General features: G+C 30.6%; 18 protein-coding genes. 12 read left to right on the top strand and 6 right to left on the bottom strand.

Annotated features, from left to right (window positions below):
• Positions 1–20: 20 nt before the first annotated feature.
• Positions 21–707 (bottom strand): aquaporin Z, encoded by a 687-nt coding sequence (gene aqpZ, locus L1S33_RS09955; protein WP_240552028.1) that lies wholly within the window; start codon positions 705–707, stop codon positions 21–23.
• Positions 708–839: 132 nt separating this feature from the next.
• On the opposite strand from aqpZ, the gene L1S33_RS09950 reads away from it, so the two are divergent.
• From L1S33_RS09950 to lipA, 4 genes are read left to right on the top strand one after another with little or no spacing between them, the layout of a single operon-like run.
• Positions 840–1,043 carry a membrane or secreted protein gene (locus L1S33_RS09950; RefSeq protein WP_072555116.1) on the top strand — a complete coding sequence of 68 codons (204 nt, stop codon included), beginning with the start codon at positions 840–842 and terminating at the stop codon, positions 1,041–1,043.
• Positions 1,044–1,056: 13 nt separating this feature from the next.
• Positions 1,057–2,163 (top strand): glycosyltransferase, encoded by a 1,107-nt coding sequence (locus tag L1S33_RS09945; RefSeq protein WP_240562219.1) that lies wholly within the window; start codon positions 1,057–1,059, stop codon positions 2,161–2,163.
• Positions 2,154–2,717: an RNA polymerase sigma factor gene (locus L1S33_RS09940; RefSeq protein ID WP_240562218.1), complete on the top strand. Its 564-nt coding sequence runs from the start codon at positions 2,154–2,156 to the stop codon at positions 2,715–2,717. The genes L1S33_RS09945 and L1S33_RS09940 overlap by 10 nt, the downstream gene beginning before the upstream one ends.
• 37 nt (positions 2,718–2,754) lie before the next feature.
• The gene (gene lipA, locus L1S33_RS09935; protein WP_240552023.1) at positions 2,755–3,624 is read left to right on the top strand and encodes a lipoyl synthase; all 870 of its coding nucleotides are present in this window, start codon (positions 2,755–2,757) and stop codon (positions 3,622–3,624) included.
• On the opposite strand, the gene L1S33_RS09930 is transcribed toward lipA, so the two are convergent.
• The 3 genes from L1S33_RS09930 to L1S33_RS09920 form a co-directional block, all read right to left on the bottom strand.
• Entirely contained in the window at positions 3,617–4,267 is a 651-nt protein-coding gene (locus L1S33_RS09930; RefSeq protein WP_240562217.1) for a hypothetical protein, read from the bottom strand. The genes lipA and L1S33_RS09930 overlap by 8 nt on opposite strands.
• Positions 4,268–4,849: 582 nt before the next feature.
• A complete protein-coding gene (locus L1S33_RS09925) occupies positions 4,850–6,208 on the bottom strand; it encodes a pyridoxal-phosphate dependent enzyme (protein WP_240552021.1) in 1,359 nt (452 codons plus the stop codon).
• A 394-nt stretch (positions 6,209–6,602) separates the two neighbouring features.
• The gene (locus tag L1S33_RS09920; protein WP_240562278.1) at positions 6,603–7,838 is read right to left on the bottom strand and encodes an ABC transporter permease; all 1,236 of its coding nucleotides are present in this window, start codon (positions 7,836–7,838) and stop codon (positions 6,603–6,605) included.
• Between the two features lie 4 nt (positions 7,839–7,842).
• On the opposite strand from L1S33_RS09920, the gene L1S33_RS09915 reads away from it, so the two are divergent.
• From L1S33_RS09915 to L1S33_RS09905, 3 genes are read left to right on the top strand one after another with little or no spacing between them, the layout of a single operon-like run.
• Positions 7,843–9,069, top strand: coding sequence for an exo-beta-N-acetylmuramidase NamZ family protein (locus L1S33_RS09915; RefSeq protein ID WP_240562216.1), 1,227 nt, complete (start codon positions 7,843–7,845; stop codon positions 9,067–9,069).
• Positions 9,070–9,074: 5 nt separating this feature from the next.
• Positions 9,075–10,145, top strand: coding sequence for a serine hydrolase domain-containing protein (locus L1S33_RS09910; RefSeq protein ID WP_240562215.1), 1,071 nt, complete (start codon positions 9,075–9,077; stop codon positions 10,143–10,145).
• A gap of 13 nt (positions 10,146–10,158) precedes the next feature.
• Positions 10,159–10,434 (top strand): DUF3781 domain-containing protein, encoded by a 276-nt coding sequence (locus L1S33_RS09905; protein WP_240562214.1) that lies wholly within the window; start codon positions 10,159–10,161, stop codon positions 10,432–10,434.
• On the opposite strand, the gene L1S33_RS09900 is transcribed toward L1S33_RS09905, so the two are convergent.
• Both L1S33_RS09900 and L1S33_RS09895 read right to left on the bottom strand, forming a co-directional pair.
• A complete protein-coding gene (locus tag L1S33_RS09900) occupies positions 10,418–11,248 on the bottom strand; it encodes a sterol desaturase family protein (RefSeq protein ID WP_240562213.1) in 831 nt (276 codons plus the stop codon). The genes L1S33_RS09905 and L1S33_RS09900 overlap by 17 nt on opposite strands.
• A 193-nt stretch (positions 11,249–11,441) precedes the next feature.
• Positions 11,442–11,966 carry a YkgJ family cysteine cluster protein gene (locus L1S33_RS09895; RefSeq protein WP_072555128.1) on the bottom strand — a complete coding sequence of 175 codons (525 nt, stop codon included), beginning with the start codon at positions 11,964–11,966 and terminating at the stop codon, positions 11,442–11,444.
• 87 nt (positions 11,967–12,053) lie between these two features.
• Here L1S33_RS09895 and argS point away from each other — a divergent pair, with 87 nt between their 5' ends.
• The 5 genes from argS to L1S33_RS09870 all read left to right on the top strand — a co-directional run bounded on the left by argS (position 12,054) and on the right by L1S33_RS09870 (position 17,292).
• The gene (gene argS / locus L1S33_RS09890; RefSeq protein WP_240562212.1) at positions 12,054–13,829 is read left to right on the top strand and encodes an arginine--tRNA ligase; all 1,776 of its coding nucleotides are present in this window, start codon (positions 12,054–12,056) and stop codon (positions 13,827–13,829) included.
• Positions 13,830–13,851: 22 nt separating this feature from the next.
• Positions 13,852–14,505, top strand: coding sequence for a hypothetical protein (locus L1S33_RS09885; protein WP_240562211.1), 654 nt, complete (start codon positions 13,852–13,854; stop codon positions 14,503–14,505).
• Positions 14,506–14,624: 119 nt separating this feature from the next.
• On the top strand, positions 14,625–16,013 hold the full coding sequence (lpdA, locus tag L1S33_RS09880) for a dihydrolipoyl dehydrogenase (RefSeq protein WP_240562210.1): 1,389 nt from the start codon (positions 14,625–14,627) through the stop codon (positions 16,011–16,013).
• Positions 16,014–16,179: 166 nt separating this feature from the next.
• Positions 16,180–16,833: a hypothetical protein gene (locus tag L1S33_RS09875; protein WP_240562209.1), complete on the top strand. Its 654-nt coding sequence runs from the start codon at positions 16,180–16,182 to the stop codon at positions 16,831–16,833.
• A 51-nt stretch (positions 16,834–16,884) separates the two neighbouring features.
• A complete protein-coding gene (locus L1S33_RS09870) occupies positions 16,885–17,292 on the top strand; it encodes a DUF3592 domain-containing protein (protein WP_240562208.1) in 408 nt (135 codons plus the stop codon).
• The last annotated feature ends 30 nt before the right edge of the window (positions 17,293–17,322 follow it).

The following is a 17,322-nucleotide window of genomic DNA, read 5'->3' as shown; positions in this document are numbered from 1 at the left end:
ATATCTATTATTAAATAAAATTATTCTTTATCAAATAAAGCTTTATGTATAAAACCTGCTACAATTGCTCCTGCAATTGGCGCAACCCAAAACAACCAAGATTGTGCTAAATAAGCGCCATCTGCAAATAATGCCTGACTCATAGAACGGGCAGGATTTACTGATGTATTTGTAATAGGAATACTAATTAAGTGTATTAAAGTTAAGCCTAAACCAATTGCAATTGGTGCAAAACCTTTTGGAGCTCTTTCATTTGTACTTCCTAAAATAATTAATAAAAAGAACATTGTTAATAAGAATTCTGCAACAAAAGCAGAAGTAATATTATAACCTCCTGGTGATAATTCGCCGTATCCGTTTGCAGCAAAACCTCCAACACCTTCAAAACCTGCTTTACCAGAAACAATAAAATATAAAGCTCCTGCTGCTAAAACTGCTCCTACTAATTGAGAAACTATATAAGGTATTAATTCTTTTGCAGAAAATTTTCCTCCAGCCCAAAGACCAAAAGAAACTGCAGGGTTAAAATGCCCGCCAGAAATATGACCGACTGCATAAGCCATTGTTAAAACTGTTAAACCAAAGGCTAATGCTACACCAGCAAAACCGATTCCTAATTCTGGAAAAGCAGCTGCAAAAATTGCACTACCACAACCTCCAAATACTAACCAAAATGTACCGAATAACTCAGCGAAATATTTTTTCATAATTAAAAAAGTTTAAATTAATTGATTTATTATGTGACACATTTTTATATCAAAGTCACATTTATAAATATATTAAAATAATTTATTCTGATTTTTTTAGTTTGTATCTTTGCACTATAAAATTCATATAAAATGAAATTACTTTTATTAACTTTAGCTTTATTAGGTTTAGCTGTAGCTGGAATTGCTATTAAAATTTGGGCAAAAAAAGACGGTAAATTTGCAGGAACTTGTGCAAGTCAAAACCCAATGTTAAATGAGAGTGGAGAGTCTTGTGGTTTCTGCGGAAAAACACCAGAACAATATGCAGATTGTGCTGAACCTCAACACAATTAATAGTATTTTTTAAATGGTAATAATTACACTTTTCTACATTTTTGTAGCAATTACAATTATTCAAATTATATACTATTTAGTGTTTTCTGTTTTTGCTTTTTCAAAAGATGCAAAACAAAAAAACAATAAAAATTTTCCAGTTTCTATAATTATTTGCGCTAAAAACGAAGCTGAAAATTTACCGGAATTTCTTCCATCTATACTAAATCAAAATTACCATGAGTTTGAAATTGTTTTAATTAATGATGCTTCTATTGACAATTCTTTAGAAATTATGGAAGCTTTTCAAAAAGAAAACAACAACATTAAAATTGTTAATGTTGAAAACAATGAAGCCTTCTGGGGAAACAAAAAATACGCACTTACTTTAGGAATAAAAGCTGCTAAACACGAACATTTATTGTTTACGGATGCAGATTGCAACGTACTTTCTGAAAATTGGATTTCTGAAATGACTAGCCATTTTTCAACAGAGAAAAGTATTGTTCTAGGTTATGGAAAGTACAATACTTCTAAACGCAGTCTTGTTAACCTTTTTGTTAAATATGAAACTTTACTAACTGCAATTCAATATTTTAGTTATGCTAAAATTGGATCACCTTATATGGCAGTTGGTAGAAATTTAGCCTATACAAAATCGGAATTCTTTAAAGTAAAAGGTTTTATAAATCATATGAATATTCGTTCTGGAGACGACGATTTATTTATACAAGACGCAGCCACAAAAATCAATACAACAATTTGTACTTCAACAGATAGTTTTACCGTTTCTGAGCCTCCCAAAACATTTAAAAAATGGGTCTTACAAAAGCGAAGACATATTTCTACAGCAAAACATTACAAAACTAAGCATCAGTTTTTTCTTGGTTTATTTTTCGTTTCAAAACTACTTTTTATAATTTTAGCTACACTCCTATTCTTTGTGTTTGATTGGAAAATTATGTTACCAATTGTACTAATTTATTATATCGTTCAATTTATAGTAGTAGGCTTTTCAGCCAAGAAACTACACGAAACACAAACTGTATTTTTCTTACCTTTTTTAGAAATTGGTTTAGTTCTATTTCAATTTGGTATCTTTATTGCGAATAAAATTTCTAAACCAGTAGATTGGAAGTAAAAAAAGACAAACTTTTATCAGAAATTAAAAAAGCGAAAGAAGGCAAACAAACTGCTTTCAACTTTTTATTGGATTCTTTTTGGGGAAATGTATATAATTTTCAGCTTAAAAAGATAAATAATGATGAAGATGCAGAAGATATAACCATCCAAACATTTTCTAAAGCTTTTGATAAAATAAACACATTTGATGAGCAATATCAGTTTAAAACCTGGTTAATTGCCATTTCTAAAAATGTCTATATCGATTTTCTTCGCAAGAAAAAATCATCTATTTCTATTGAAACTACTAAAGAGCAAGAAGAAACTGTCTATGCAGTTGTAGATGATGCTCCTTCTCCAGAAGATAAGATTATTACCGAGCAAAACTTAGCAAAACTATTGCAAGATATTAAGAAGTTAAAACCTAAATATCAAGAAGTTATTCAATTACGTTTTTTTCAAGAATTAAGCTACAAAGAAATTTCTGAGCAAATTAACGAACCAATGAACAATGTAAAAGTAAAATTGTTACGTGCTAAAAAATTGTTGGCTGAGATTATTAAGAAATCGTAACAATTCTTCGTAACTTTGTTCTTCAATTATTAAGTGAATGTCAGAAAAATCAGTTGTACTTCCAGAAAGAGTAAAAAAACCAAAATGGTTACGTGTAAAATTACCTGTTGGTAAAAAGTATACGGAACTTAGAGGTTTAGTAGATAAATACAAATTAAATACAATTTGTGCCAGCGGAAGTTGCCCAAACATGGGCGAATGTTGGGGAGAAGGAACTGCAACTTTTATGATTCTTGGTAATATTTGTACTCGTTCTTGTGGTTTTTGTGGCGTTAAAACCGGAAGACCAGAAACAGTTGAATGGGACGAACCTGAAAAAGTAGCGCGTTCTATTAAAATTATGAGCATTAAACACGCCGTAATTACTTCTGTAGATAGAGACGATTTAAAAGATGGTGGTTCTATTATTTGGGCAGAAACTGTTCAGGCAATTCGTAGAGCAAATCCAACTACAACTTTAGAAACTTTAATTCCTGATTTTCAAGGAAACACAAAGCAATTAGACCGAATTATTGCAGAACATCCAGAAGTGGTTTCTCACAATATGGAAACTGTTCGTCGTTTAACACGTGAAGTTAGAATACAAGCAAAATACGACCGTAGTTTAGGTGTTTTAAAATACCTTAAAGAAAACGGAATGCGTACAAAATCTGGTATAATGTTAGGTTTGGGTGAAAAGGAAGAAGAAGTTATCCAAACAATGAAAGATTTACGCGAAGTTGGTTTAGATGTTATTACTATTGGTCAGTACTTACAACCAAGTAAAAAACATTTACCTTTAAAAGAATTTATAACGCCAGAGCAGTTTAAAAAATACGAAACTTTAGGCTTAGAAATGGGCTTTATGTATGTAGAAAGTGGACCTTTAGTGCGTTCTTCTTACAAAGCACATAAACACGCTAACTAGTTTTAACTTTTAATTTTCTTTTCCAATACACAATATAAATTGTGCCTAAAATAGTTGGCAACATCCAAGCAATTAAATTGTTTAAACTTAAACCTGCAACTAAAAATGCAGTAACGGAAGCTATAAAAGCACCAACAATTTTACCAACATGGTTTGTTAACCATAAATTCCTTTTGGTTGAAAGGTTTTTATAGAAAATAAAATCTTTTATCGATAATAAGAATCCGAAGCCACCAAAGAATACAAATAGTAAAAATGCTGATGTACTTCCTTTAAAAAGGTAATAAGCACCAAGTAAAATCATTACAACTGAAAAGAAAAACATACTTCCTGAAGTAATTTTATCTGTTACAGTAGCTGCTGTTTTAGCTTTCGATTTAAAAGTTAAAGCCTTATTTCCAGAAATAACTAAATAAATAGTAAAAAGTCCAATTAGCAATAAGAATATGTTTTGATGATTTGGCAAACAAGCAATAGGAATCGATATTAGAGAACTCACCAACATTCCTATTGAGAATAACTTTCCAAAACGTTTATGCGGAATACTCCCCTTTTTTACAACAATACTTCCAATACCAGAAATTAAACCCAATCCGCCAAAAAAAGCGTGTATGTAAATAAATACTCTAATTATTTCCTCCATTTTGTCTGTATAGTTAGTTTTTAATACTGTAAAGTTCTTATTTTATCTTTAAACAAGATAATTATTAATACCCAATTGTTGATTTTATTAGATAAACCGTATTAAAAATCAAACTCAATAATCATATTAGCAATAAAACACCAACTAAGTGTTAAGAGTTTATAAAAATCATAGTTTTTTAACAACTTACATACTTAAAATACATTTTGGCACGGCATTTGCAAATAAGAAATTGAAGACGACGTAGTAAACCGTTTTCATGTGTAAATTATTTGAATTAGTTGATTAAAAAAAACCACCTCTAACGAGATGGTTTTTTTTTGTTTAAATATTTCTAACAAGTTAAATCTCAGAATAAACCCAAAATCCAAAAAAACATATTGCAACAGATAAAACAAAAATAAATAAATTATAAAATATTACTCTTAACAAACTACCTGTAACTCTGTTTTGATAAAATTCATTTCCTTTAATAATTATTTTTATTAATGAAAAAATTACCAGCGTTGGTAACAACATAAATAATAAAAAAACTAAAACAAAATCCCCTAAACTGGATGGTCCACTGAAAAGAAAAGTCATTTAAATAGCACTTATAATATCATACTTTGTAATAATATGGTGATTTCCATTTTCTAAATCTACTAAAACAGCTTGATTCTCTTTGGTAATCAATTTAGAAATCTCTTCTAACTTTGCAGATTTCTTAACTACAGGATATGGTTTTCCCATAATATCTTTAATTGGCTTATCTGCTATATTTTTATCAGCAATAAAACTGTGTAATAAAACAGACTCATCAATAGAACCTACAAAACCATTAATGTCTTTTACTGGAATTTGCGAAATTTTATAATCGCGCATACGCTCAATTGCGTGCGAAACCAATTCTTCGGTTTGTGCAGCAACCAAAGGCTCATCAGAATGATTTTTAATTAAATCTGCAGCCGTTTTAATTTCCTCTTCTAAGAAACCTCTTTCGCGCATCCAATCGTCATTAAACATCTTACCAACATATCTACTTCCATGATCGTGAAACAGCACAACAACAACATCGTCTTTAGTAAAATGTTCTTTTAATTGCAACATTCCTTTAATTGCAGAACCTGCAGAATTACCAACAAAAATTCCTTCTTCTTTGGCAATTTTACGTGTATAAACAGCAGCATCTTTATCTGTTACTTTTGTAAAACCATCAATTAAAGAAAAATCAACATTTTTAGGTAAAATATCTTCTCCAATTCCTTCTGTGATGTACGGATAAATTTCATTCTCATCAAAAATACCTGTTTCATGGTATTTTTTAAATACAGAACCATACGTATCAATTCCCCAAATTTTAATATTCGGATTTTTCTCTTTTAGGTATTTCGCTGTTCCAGAAATAGTTCCTCCTGTTCCAACACCAACTACAAAATGCGTTATTTTCCCTTCAGTTTGCTCCCAAATTTCTGGTCCAGTTTGCTCATAATGCGCTAATGCATTACTTGGATTGTCATATTGGTTTACATACCAAGAATTAGGTGTTTCTGCACCTAAACGTTTAGAAACCGAATAATAAGAACGCGGATCGCTTGGTTCTACGTTAGTTGGACACACAATTACTTCTGCACCAACGGCACGTAAAATGTCCATTTTTTCTTTAGATTGTTTGTCCGAAATCACAAAAATACATTTGTAACCTTTTATAATTGCAGCCAAAGCCAATCCCATTCCGGTATTTCCAGAAGTTCCTTCAATAATTGTTCCACCTGGTTTTAAACGCCCGTCTGCCTCAGCATCTTCAATCATTTTTAACGCCATTCTATCTTTTATAGAATTTCCTGGGTTAAACGTTTCTACCTTTGCCAACACTAAAGCATCTATCTCTTTAGTTACAGTATTTAATTGTACCAACGGCGTATTACCAATGGTTTCTAATATATTTTTTGCGTATTTCATCTCTTAAATTTACAGCTGCAAAGATACTTATTTTTTGGGCGTTTTAACGGGCTTTTGCTACTCGCTTTTTGCTCATGCTTCACAAAAGAGCTCAAACAGGCCGCGCAATCCCTAACGCGGGTTTACTTACTACAAACTTATTATTATCGAAAAATAGAGATTCTTTAATTACGTGGTTTTAATATAAAAGAGATCACTTCGTTCCTCGTAATGACAATGCGGATATACGCGCGTTAGCGATTGCAACGGCATCCTTTTTAGTTGTCAGTTCAAGTGGATTTGTGAAGAATGAACAAATTTGTACCGAGAACAAAACTAAAAAGATACAGTGGAAAGCGCGACTTGGTCCTGAATGCTTTCAGGATAAAGTAACGCCCAACTAAAAAATAAAATTTTAAGCGAACTTTATAGACTCTGATGGTCTAATTTTTGTAATTATATAAGACGGAATAATTAGCATTACAAAACACAAAATAAGCGTTCCTATATTTAAAAGTAAAACATTCCAAAAACTAATATAAACAGGCACTTTGGTTACATGATAGGTTTCTGGATCTAACGTAATTACCCCAAAATAATGCTGAATAAACAACAACGTTAAACCTATTAAGTTACCCCAAAAAAGTCCTTTTAAAATTAAACTTGTTGCGTTGTATAAAAATATTTTTCTAACACTCCAATTACTACTTCCTAAGGCTTTTAAAATACCTACCATTTGTACGCGTTCTAAGATTAAAACGAGTAAAGCGGTTATCATATTTATGCCTGCAATTAATATCATTATGGCAATTATAAACTGCACATTATTGTCAAAAAGCTGAATCCATTCAAAAATTGCTGGATACGTATCTACAATTGTTTTGCTATTTAATGTCGATGGAATTTTATTGTAAACTTCTTTTCCTTTTTGGTTAATTTCATCAAAATTATCGATTAAAACTTCGAATCCGCCAACTTGGTTTTCGTTCCAACCATTTAAACGTTGTACTTCAAAGATGTCGCCAACCATCATGTTTTTATCAAATTCTTGGAAACCTGTATTGTAGATTCCAACAATTACGGGTTTTCTAAACTTTGCTTTTGAAGTGCTTGTGCCATTCATAAACCAAGTTTGAATGGTGTCATTTAGTTTTAAATGCAATCTATCAGCAATATATTTAGAAAGAATTACTTCTCTATTTCTTTGCTGATTAAAGTTTGGTAAACGACCGTCTACCAAATATTCATTAAAAAAAGACCAATTATAATCTGAAGAAACGCCTTTAAAAACAATACCTTCAAAATCTGTTGGCGTTCTTATTATTCCGGTTTTATTAGCAAAAACCTGTACTTTATTAACACCTTCAACATTCGTGAATTCTGGATAAAAATCTTGATTTTTATCTATTGGAACTATAGAAACGTCTGAGTTATTATTATCGTAATTTGTAATTTGAATATGCCCTTTAAAACCAGACATTTTATCACGTATTTTATGCTGAAATCCAGATGCAGTAGCAACAGCAATCAACATAATAATCATACCTAACACAATTGCTGTTGTTGCAATTTTTATTATTGGAGATGATATACTATTTTTATGCTCTTTACTAGCAACTATTCGTTTAGCAATAAATAACTCGTAATTCAAATTGATGATAAATTTTAAACCTTTCAAAAGTACATATTTAATCTTGTTTCTGTCACTAAATTTTCAGCTGATTTCTTGTGCGCAAAAGACGCAGTTAAAAAGTGAAAAAGTTGAAGAAACCCAAGCCGAAATAAAAATAGCTGCAGATAGAACTAATTTGTATTTGAATTTACTAAAAGGGAAAAATGTTGCAATTGTTGCCAATCAAACTTCGGTTCTTAACACAGGAAACAAGAGCCAAGAACCAAAACATTTAGTTGACAGTTTACTTTCTTTAGATATTAACGTACAAAAAGTTTTTGCTCCAGAACATGGTTTTAGAGGAAAAGCAGACGCAGCAGAACATATAAAAGACGGAATTGATAAAAAAACAGGTTTACCTATACTTTCTTTACATGGAAAAAGTAAAAAACCTTCCGCTGAACAATTAAAAGGAATTGATGTTGTGGTTTTTGACATTCAAGATGTTGGAGCACGTTTTTATACCTACATTTCAACTTTACATTATGTTATGGAAGCTTGTGCTGAAAATGGAGTTCCAGTTATTATTTTAGACAGACCAAATCCTAATGGACATTACGTTGATGGACCTGTTTTAGAAATGAAACATTCAAGTTTTGTTGGTAAACATCCTGTTCCGTTGGTTTACGGAATGACAATTGGAGAATACGGACAAATGATTAACGGAGAAAAATGGTTGAAAAATGGAATTCAAGCTGATTTAACAGTTATTCCTTTAGAAAATTATACGCATAATTCGGAATATCATTTAGCAATAAGACCATCGCCAAATTTACCTAATAATACATCTATAAACTTATATCCTAGTTTAGGTTTTTTTGAAGGAACAACTATTAATGCAGGTCGTGGAACTGAGTTTCAGTTTCAAAGATATGGCGCACCTTTTTTCGAAAAAAGTGATTTCAGTTATACTCCAAATCCTAATTTTGGCGCTAAATACCCAAAACATAAAGGTAAACTTTGTTATGGTGTAGATTTAAGTACAACTGAAAAACAAAGTTCAGTTAACTTAGAATGGTTAATTGATGCGTATAATAAAACACCAAAAACAGAAAAATTCTTTGGAAAAACGTTTACTATTCACGCAGGAAACACAAAACTACAACAACAGATTGAGCAAGATTTAAGTGCTAAAGAAATAAGAAAAACTTGGGAGAGTGATTTGGATGCTTTTAAAGTAACTAGGAGTAAGTACTTGATATATAAATAGATTTTATGAAAAAAAATAACATCCTATTTCTTTTATTTTTCATTGTTTACAACGTAACTCTTTTTTCTCAAAATTCGGAAGAAAAAAATAGTAAGGCAAATAGTATAGCTCAGGAGTTTTTAAATTCTCAAAAAATTCCAGGAATGTCGATTTCTGTTTCTCAAAAAGGAAAAATAATTTGGTCTAAAGGCTTTGGCTATTCTGATATTATTAATAAAACAAAAGTAAACCCGAATTCTACACAGTTTAGAATTGCAAGTATATCTAAAACACTTACCTCAGTAGCTTTAGCAAAACTAGTAGATGACAAAAAGTTAAATTTAGATGCTATTTTATACGAATATGTCCCAAAATTCCCTAAAAAAGAATATGATTTTACAATTAGACAACTTGGAGGTCATTTAGCTGGAATTAGGCACTATAATGCAAATGAATTCTTACTAAATAAAAAAATGTCTATAGTAGAAGGTCTCGATGTTTTTAAAGATTCTAAACTTCTTTTTAAACCTCAAACAAAGTTTAAATATAGTACTTATGGTTGGAATTTGTTGAGTGTTGCTATTCAGAATGCATCAAAAAAAGATTATTTTCAATACATGGAAAAAAATATTTTCATTCCTCTTAAAATGAATAACACTGTTTTAGATATTTCTGATAAAGAGAATTCAAATAGAACACAGTTTTATATAAAAAGAAAAGGTGAAATTAAATTAGGTCCACCTGTTAACAACGAATTTAAAGCAGCTGGAGGCGGTTTTTTATCTACATCTGAAGATTTAGTTTTATTTGGGAACGAATTTATCAAGCAAAGAATTATTTCTAAAAGCTCTTTAAAAGAATTAGTTACTCCCCAAAAGACAACCAATGGTAAAAACACAAAGTATGGAATTGGAATATCAATTTCTAAAACAAAAAAAAGAACTGTAAGATATAGTCATTCTGGTGGAGGAGTTGGCGCATCAACTTATTTATTAATATATCCTGAAGAAGAAATTGTTATTGCTATTCTCACAAACTTATCTCGAGTAGGAACAAAAATCTTAATAAGTGAATTAGAAGATATTTTCATTCAATAATTCTCTTTAATTTATGCCCATCAACAAACAAGAAATCTTAGATAAACTCTGTTATACAGAACTTGTTTATGGTAGAATAAATAAAAAGTTAAAAAGCACCTTTTCAAAAAAAGAGATTGAAGTTTTTCTATTCAATATTCTAAAAGAAACAGACATAAAATTCTTTACTAAGACAGCTAAAAACTTCTACATAAGCAATTCAGAAAACAATATTAGAATTACTGTTAATTCCAATACTTTTAGAGTTATTACGGTTGATAGGTTGAATAAAATTAATCAACATTCGTAGGTTTACGATATCCTTGAAACGGTTGTTTTAATAGCTCTTTTAAAGAAGAATTTGTTGCTTCATCTGGAAACGTATCAACTCCATAGACAATTTTTTCTCTGTCTAATTCCATGTACGTTCCAAAAAGCCTATCCCAAACAGAAAAGATATTTCCGTAGTTAGAATCGGTATACGGCAACATATTATGATGATGCACTTTATGCATATCTGGAGACACAATTACGTAACTTAAAAGTTTATCTACTTTAGTCGACATTTTAATATTTGCATGCGTTAACTGCGTAAATACCAAAGACATAGACTGATAAAGCATTATAATAGCAATTGGTGTTCCAACCACAAAAACACCTAATAAAGTAAACCCAAAACGAATTACACTTTCAATTGGATGATGTCTATTAGCAGTTGTTGTATCTACTTTATGATCTGTGTGATGCACCAAATGCACCATCCACAATGTACTTACTTTATGTTCAGTAAAATGTGCTAAATAGGCACCAAAAAAATCAAGAAATAAAACTCCTAAAACTGCATATAACCACAAAGGCATTTCTGGCAACCAATTTATTATTCCGAAGTTATTTGCCGTTACCCAATCTGCTGTTTTTAATAATAAAAAAGCTAAAGCAAAATTGATAATAATGGTTGTTAAAGTGAAAAACAAGTTAGGTAAAGCATGTTTCCATTTTTTATAATTGAATTTAAACAACGGAATTGCGCCTTCTAATAACCAGAAAAATGTGATTCCTCCAACAAGAATTAAACTTCTATGTGATGACGGAATAGTTTCGAAATAAGTAATTATAGTTTCCAAGTAGATTTTATTTTTGTCTAAAGTAGTCAAAAAATCCAATTTGTCATTCCTGCGTAGGCAGGAATCTATAATTCATAAATTAAATAAAACGTTATGTTCAAATTATAGAAGTTACTTTTCTGGTTTTAAACATTTTTATTTTTGAATGTTAGTTTGGATTCCTGCCTTCGCAGGAATGACATATCAAAGAATCTTAACTCCTTCTCTTCTTTTCCTTAGAAACTAAAGGTAATTTCTTTTTTAAGTTTTCTACAATGGAATATGCTGCAGGACAAACTGCTGTATTATCTATGGTTAAATCTGTAATTCCAATAAACTTTTTACGATTTGTATGCGGATATTCTGCGCAGGCTTTTGGTCTAACATCGTAAATAAAACAAGTATTATCAGACTCGTCAAAGAAAGAACATGGTGCTGTTTTTAAGACCATAAAATCGTCTTCGTCTCTTACTAAATATTGACTTTGAAAATCGGCAACTTTCATTCTCTGATGCTTTGCAATACGCTCAATATCTTTGTCAGTAAAAATTGGAGAAGTAGTTTTACAGCAATTACCACAGGTTAAACAATCTGTTTTTTCAAACTCCTCTTCATGTAATTCTTGCATTACATAATCTAAGTTTTTAGGCGTTCTTTTCTTTAATCTTGCAAAGTATTTTTGATTTTCTTTCTTTGCATCTGCCGCCAATTTTGGGAGTTGTTCTAAACGTTTTTCCATACTGTAAAAATACAAATATTCTTCACTAAAAATCGTTCTAAAAAACAAATAAATTATGTAAATTTGTTTTTCAATTTCAATTGATAAATGAATATTCAAAACACTATAGAAACCAAAGTAAAAGAAGGTTTTTTAGCATTATATAACACCGAAATCCCTTCGGTAGAGTTCCAAGCAACACGTAAAGAATTTGATGGCGATATTACTGTCGTTGTGTTTCCTTTATTAAGATACAAAAAAGGAAACCCTGTTCAAATAGGCGAAGATTTAGGTAAATATTTAGTTGAAAATGTTGAAGACATTACAAACTATAACGTAGTAAAAGGTTTTTTAAACTTAGTAATTGCAGATAGTTTTTATAGTAATTTCTTTAATGAAATTAACAATAACTCAACATTTGGATTTGTTTCGTCTACGACAGAAAACGATTCTAGAATGGTTGAATATTCTTCTCCAAACACCAACAAACCTTTGCATTTAGGACACGTTAGAAATGTGTTATTAGGATATTCAGTTTCTGAAATCTTAAAAGCTTCTGGAAAAAAGGTTTACAAAACACAGATTATTAACGATCGTGGAATTCATATTTGTAAGTCGATGTTGGCTTGGGAAAAATTCGGAAACGGAGAAACTCCAGAAAACACTGGTTTAAAAGGTGATAAATTGGTTGGTAATTACTACGTGAAATTTGACCAAGAATATAAAAAAGAAATTGCAACATTAGTAGCTTCAGGTGTTTCTGAAGAGGATGCTAAAAAACAAGCACCTCTTTTTATTGAAGCACAAGAAATGCTTCGTAAATGGGAAGCTGGAGATAAACAAGTTGTTGACTTGTGGGAAACTATGAACGGTTGGGTTTACAAAGGTTTTGATGTTACGTATAAAAACATTGGAGTTGATTTTGATAAATTATACTACGAAAGCAATACCTATTTATTAGGAAAAGATATTATTGAAGACGGATTAAAATCGGGTGTTTTCTTCAAAAAAGAAGACGATTCTGTTTGGTGCGATTTAACCGAAGATGGTTTAGATGAAAAATTAGTTTTGCGTTCTGACGGAACTGCAGTTTACATGACGCAAGATATTGGAACTGCCATACAACGAGCCAAAGATTTTACAGATTTAGGCGGAATGGTTTACACGGTTGGGAACGAACAAGATTATCATTTTAAAGTATTATTCTTAATTTTGAAGAAATTAGGATATTCTTGGGCAGATCAATTATATCATTTAAGTTACGGAATGGTAGATTTACCTTCTGGAAAAATGAAGTCTCGTGAAGGAACTGTGGTTGATGCAGATGATTTAATGGACGAAATGACCAATACAGCCAAAGAAATTTCGCAAGAATTAGGAAAATTAGAAGGTTATTCTAACGAAGAAAAAGAGGAGTTGTATAAAGTAATTGGTTTAGGTGCTTTAAAATATTTTATTTTAAAAGTAGATCCTAAAAAGAGAATTTTATTTGACCCAAAATCTTCTGTAGATTTTCAAGGAAATACAGGGCCTTTTATACAATATACCTATGCGAGAATTCAGTCTATTTTAAGAAAAGCTACTTTTGATGTTTCAAAAGAAGTTACCATTGAATTACACGAAAAAGAAAAGGAATTAATTAAACAATTAGAATTGTACCCTGAAGTAATTCAGCAAGCGGCAAAGAATTATTCGCCAGCAGTTATTGCTAATTACACATATGATTTGGTGAAGGAATTTAATTCGTTCTACCAAAATGTGCATATTTTAGGGGAAGAAAATCAAGATAAAAAAGTATTTAGAGTTCAGTTATCTAAAAAGGTTGCTGATACTATTAAATCTGCATTTGGTTTATTAGGAATTCAGGTTCCTGAAAGAATGTAAGTTTATTATTTAATTTAAAACAATGAGAAAATTAATTATTGTATTATTTTTATTTATTACAAATTCAATATTTAGTCAAAATGAAATAAAAACTGATACGTTATTCAAACCTAATTACCCAGAAGGAATTTATGTGTCTAAAAAAGATTTTATAAATAAAAAACCTTCAATATTTGAAGAGGTTAAAATGATGAATCTTAAAAGACAAAATATTGATAGTATCATTCATAATCCATATTTCTATTATCCAAAGAATAATAGAAAAGTAAGGAAAATTTTCGCTATTTCCTACAAAGGACATTTATACTTTCAAATAAAAGCCATATTAAAAAACAGAAATAAAACAGACAGAGCTCAAAGCACTAATTTTCATAATACTTTTGTTAGAGTTATTATGGGTGGAGAAAATTATTTATATACAGAAGCTGAGCTAGTTAATCAATGGGCAATGGGAACAGCTGTTAATTTTGGTATTGCAGGATCAGTAATTGCTAATGACTTAATAAAAGGAAAAGGAATTGTTTGGGATTTTAAGAATGAAGAATTTAATATTTTTAAATCTTGTAAAGATTATAATAAATTTATTGAAGATAAAGCTTTTGATGATGTTCAGGAATGTAAAAAGCATCAACCAAATATGATGAAAGTTAGAAGGACTATTGAAAAAATAAAGTAAATAAGTAAGCGCGTTAGGGATTGAAGTGACATCCTTTTTTGTTTTTCACAAAAAAGATATAACGGAAAGCCCGCTCGAACGCCAAAAAAATAAACAAACAACACGTAAAAATAAACAACATGAAATACGACGTATTAATAATAGGAAGTGGTCCTGGAGGTTATGTAGCAGGAATTAGAGCTTCTCAATTAGGCTTTAAAGTTGCCATTGTAGAGAAAAGTGAAATAGGTGGAATTTGCTTAAACTGGGGATGTATTCCTACAAAAGCTTTGTTAAAATCTGCTCAAGTTTATGATTATTTAAAACATGTAGATGAATACGGTTTAAAAGCTGAAGCAATTGACAAGGATTTTGAAGCTGTTATTAAACGTAGTCGTGGTGTTGCTGAAGGAATGAGCAAAGGTGTTCAGTTCTTAATGAAGAAAAACAAAATTGATGTTATAAACGGTTTTGGTAAAATTAAAACTGGTAAAAAAGTTGATGTTACTGCTGAAGACGGAACGGTAACTGAATATAGTGCTGAGAATATTATTATTGCAACGGGTGCTCGTTCTAGAGAATTGCCAAATTTACCGCAAGATGGTAAAAAAGTAATTGGTTACAGACAAGCAATGTCTTTACCAAAGCAACCAAAATCTATGATTGTAGTTGGTTCTGGAGCTATTGGTATTGAGTTTGCACATTTTTACAATTCAATGGGAACGGATGTTACTATTGTTGAGTTTATGCCAAATGTTGTGCCTGTTGAAGATATTGATGTTTCTAAACAAATGGAACGTTCTCTAAAAAAATCTGGTATTAAAGTAATGACAAATTCTTCTGTAGAATCTGTTGATACTTCTGGTGATGGAGTTGTTGCAACTGTAAAAACTAAAAAAGGAGAAGAAACTTTAAAAGCAGATATCTTATTATCGGCTGTTGGTATTAAATCTAACTTAGAAAATATTGGCTTAGAAGATGTTGGAATTATTGTTGACAGAGATAAAATCTTAGTAAACGATTTTTACCAAACTAATATTCCTGGTTATTTTGCTATTGGAGATGTAGTTCCTGGACAAGCTTTAGCACACGTTGCTTCTGCAGAAGGAATTACTTGTGTTGAAAAATTAGCTGGTTTACATACGGAATCAATTGATTACGGAAACGTTCCTGGTTGTACGTATGCTTCTCCAGAAATTGCTTCTGTTGGTTTAACGGAAGCGAAAGCGAAAGAAGCTGGTTACGAATTAAAAGTAGGAAAATTTCCTTTTTCTGCTTCTGGTAAAGCAAGTGCTGCTGGAAACAAAGATGGTTTTGTAAAAGTAATTTTTGATGCAAAATATGGTGAATGGTTAGGTTGCCACATGATTGGTGCCGGAGTTACCGATATGATTGCGGAAGCTGTTTTAGGTAGAAAATTAGAAACTACAGGACACGAAGTTTTAAAAGCAATTCACCCACACCCAACAATGAGTGAAGCGGTTATGGAAGCTGTTGCTGATGCTTATGATGAAGTAATTCATTTATAAAAAATAGATTCTTAGATTTTTGGATAAATAGACTTTTAGACAAAAGAATAAAGATACTAAAGAAAAAACCTCACCTTAATTGGTGAGGTTTTTTCACTTCTAAAATACAGTGATTTAATTCCACTCTATTTCTTTATATTTGGTTATCAACCAACTAAAAATTGTTATGAAGAAATCAAATGAAAAGAATAATCAAATAATATCATATTTAACGTTAAGAAAACTTATTGGTATTATTGGCGTTGGTTTACCTATAATTTTACCAATTGTTTTATTAGTTAATGGAAATAACATCTTAATTCAAGATTCAATTAGCGCATATTACGCAACTGAAGCAAGAGACTTTTTTGTAGGTTTTTTATTTGTTCTTGGATTCTTTTTATTGACTTATACAGGTTATTCTGATGAGAATAAACCTGAAAAAATTAACGATAATGTTATCGCTAACATTGGTGCAATTTTCGCTATTTGTGTTGCAATATTTCCAACTACAAGTCAGAGTGAAACGATTCAAATAGTACATCTTTTGTCTGCTGTAGCACTTTTTAGTGTATTTGCTTATTTCAGTTTGGTAATCTTCAAAAAAACCAATCCAGCTATTAAACCTACGGAAATGAAACTAAAAAGAAACAAGGTTTATACAATTTGCGGCATTATAATTATAGTGTTTGTTCTTTTAGCAGGTATCAGTTTTAAATTTTTAAGTGATGAAACAAGAGCCACAACAAATATTATTTTTTGGTGTGAAGTAATTGCATTGATAGCTTTTGGTGTTTCTTGGTTAACTAAAGGCGAAACATTTTTAGAAGATAAAAGCTAGAATAATTACTATCTTGTGTATTTAATTTAGAGCATAATTAAACTTATGAAAATGATAGAATACTTATACGCAGCTTTATTAATTATTGGTTTACTATTACTTTATTTTGCAAACAAACAATACATAGTTTCTAGAAACCTCATTAATAATGGCGTAAAAACCAAAGCAAAAGTTATTGATTTACTTAAAATTAGCAGCGATGATGGTTATACTTACAAACCTGTTTTTGAATACCTAAACAGATTAGATGAAACGGTTACTTTTGAAAGTGATGTAAGCTCTAGTCCGCCAGCATACAGCGTTGGTGATTACGCAACTATAGTTTACAGCAAACAAGACAATGAAAAACGAAAAGTAGTTTCTTTTTGGGGCTTATACCGTTGGCCAATTATTTTACTGTGCTTTGCTGCCCCGCTATTAATTATTAGTCTTAGTTATTTTGGATATTCATATAGGTAAGATTACTTGTTCTTACATTAATTTGATTTT

It is taken from the genome of Tenacibaculum aquimarinum (assembly GCF_022478115.1).
In the GTDB taxonomy this organism is placed as follows: domain Bacteria; phylum Bacteroidota; class Bacteroidia; order Flavobacteriales; family Flavobacteriaceae; genus Polaribacter; species Polaribacter aquimarinum_A.
This window is presented reverse-complemented; position numbering and strand designations above follow the sequence as displayed.

Excerpts from the sequence above, each read along its gene's own strand:
- argS (WP_240562212.1), top strand. The coding sequence starts at position 12,054 with ATGAATATTCAAAACACTATAGAAACCAAAGTAAAAGAAGGTTTTTTA.
- lipA (WP_240552023.1), top strand. The coding sequence starts at position 2,755 with ATGTCAGAAAAATCAGTTGTACTTCCAGAAAGAGTAAAAAAACCAAAA.
- lpdA (WP_240562210.1), top strand. The coding sequence starts at position 14,625 with ATGAAATACGACGTATTAATAATAGGAAGTGGTCCTGGAGGTTATGTA.
- L1S33_RS09930 (WP_240562217.1), bottom strand. The coding sequence starts at position 4,267 with ATGGAGGAAATAATTAGAGTATTTATTTACATACACGCTTTTTTTGGC.
- L1S33_RS09885 (WP_240562211.1), top strand. The coding sequence starts at position 13,852 with ATGAGAAAATTAATTATTGTATTATTTTTATTTATTACAAATTCAATA.
- L1S33_RS09905 (WP_240562214.1), top strand. The coding sequence starts at position 10,159 with ATGCCCATCAACAAACAAGAAATCTTAGATAAACTCTGTTATACAGAA.
- L1S33_RS09910 (WP_240562215.1), top strand. The coding sequence starts at position 9,075 with ATGAAAAAAAATAACATCCTATTTCTTTTATTTTTCATTGTTTACAAC.
- L1S33_RS09915 (WP_240562216.1), top strand. The coding sequence starts at position 7,843 with ATGATAAATTTTAAACCTTTCAAAAGTACATATTTAATCTTGTTTCTG.
- L1S33_RS09875 (WP_240562209.1), top strand. The coding sequence starts at position 16,180 with ATGAAGAAATCAAATGAAAAGAATAATCAAATAATATCATATTTAACG.
- L1S33_RS09945 (WP_240562219.1), top strand. The coding sequence starts at position 1,057 with ATGGTAATAATTACACTTTTCTACATTTTTGTAGCAATTACAATTATT.
- L1S33_RS09895 (WP_072555128.1), bottom strand. The coding sequence starts at position 11,966 with ATGGAAAAACGTTTAGAACAACTCCCAAAATTGGCGGCAGATGCAAAG.
- L1S33_RS09950 (WP_072555116.1), top strand. The coding sequence starts at position 840 with ATGAAATTACTTTTATTAACTTTAGCTTTATTAGGTTTAGCTGTAGCT.
- aqpZ (WP_240552028.1), bottom strand. The coding sequence starts at position 707 with ATGAAAAAATATTTCGCTGAGTTATTCGGTACATTTTGGTTAGTATTT.
- L1S33_RS09925 (WP_240552021.1), bottom strand. The coding sequence starts at position 6,208 with ATGAAATACGCAAAAAATATATTAGAAACCATTGGTAATACGCCGTTG.
- L1S33_RS09870 (WP_240562208.1), top strand. The coding sequence starts at position 16,885 with ATGATAGAATACTTATACGCAGCTTTATTAATTATTGGTTTACTATTA.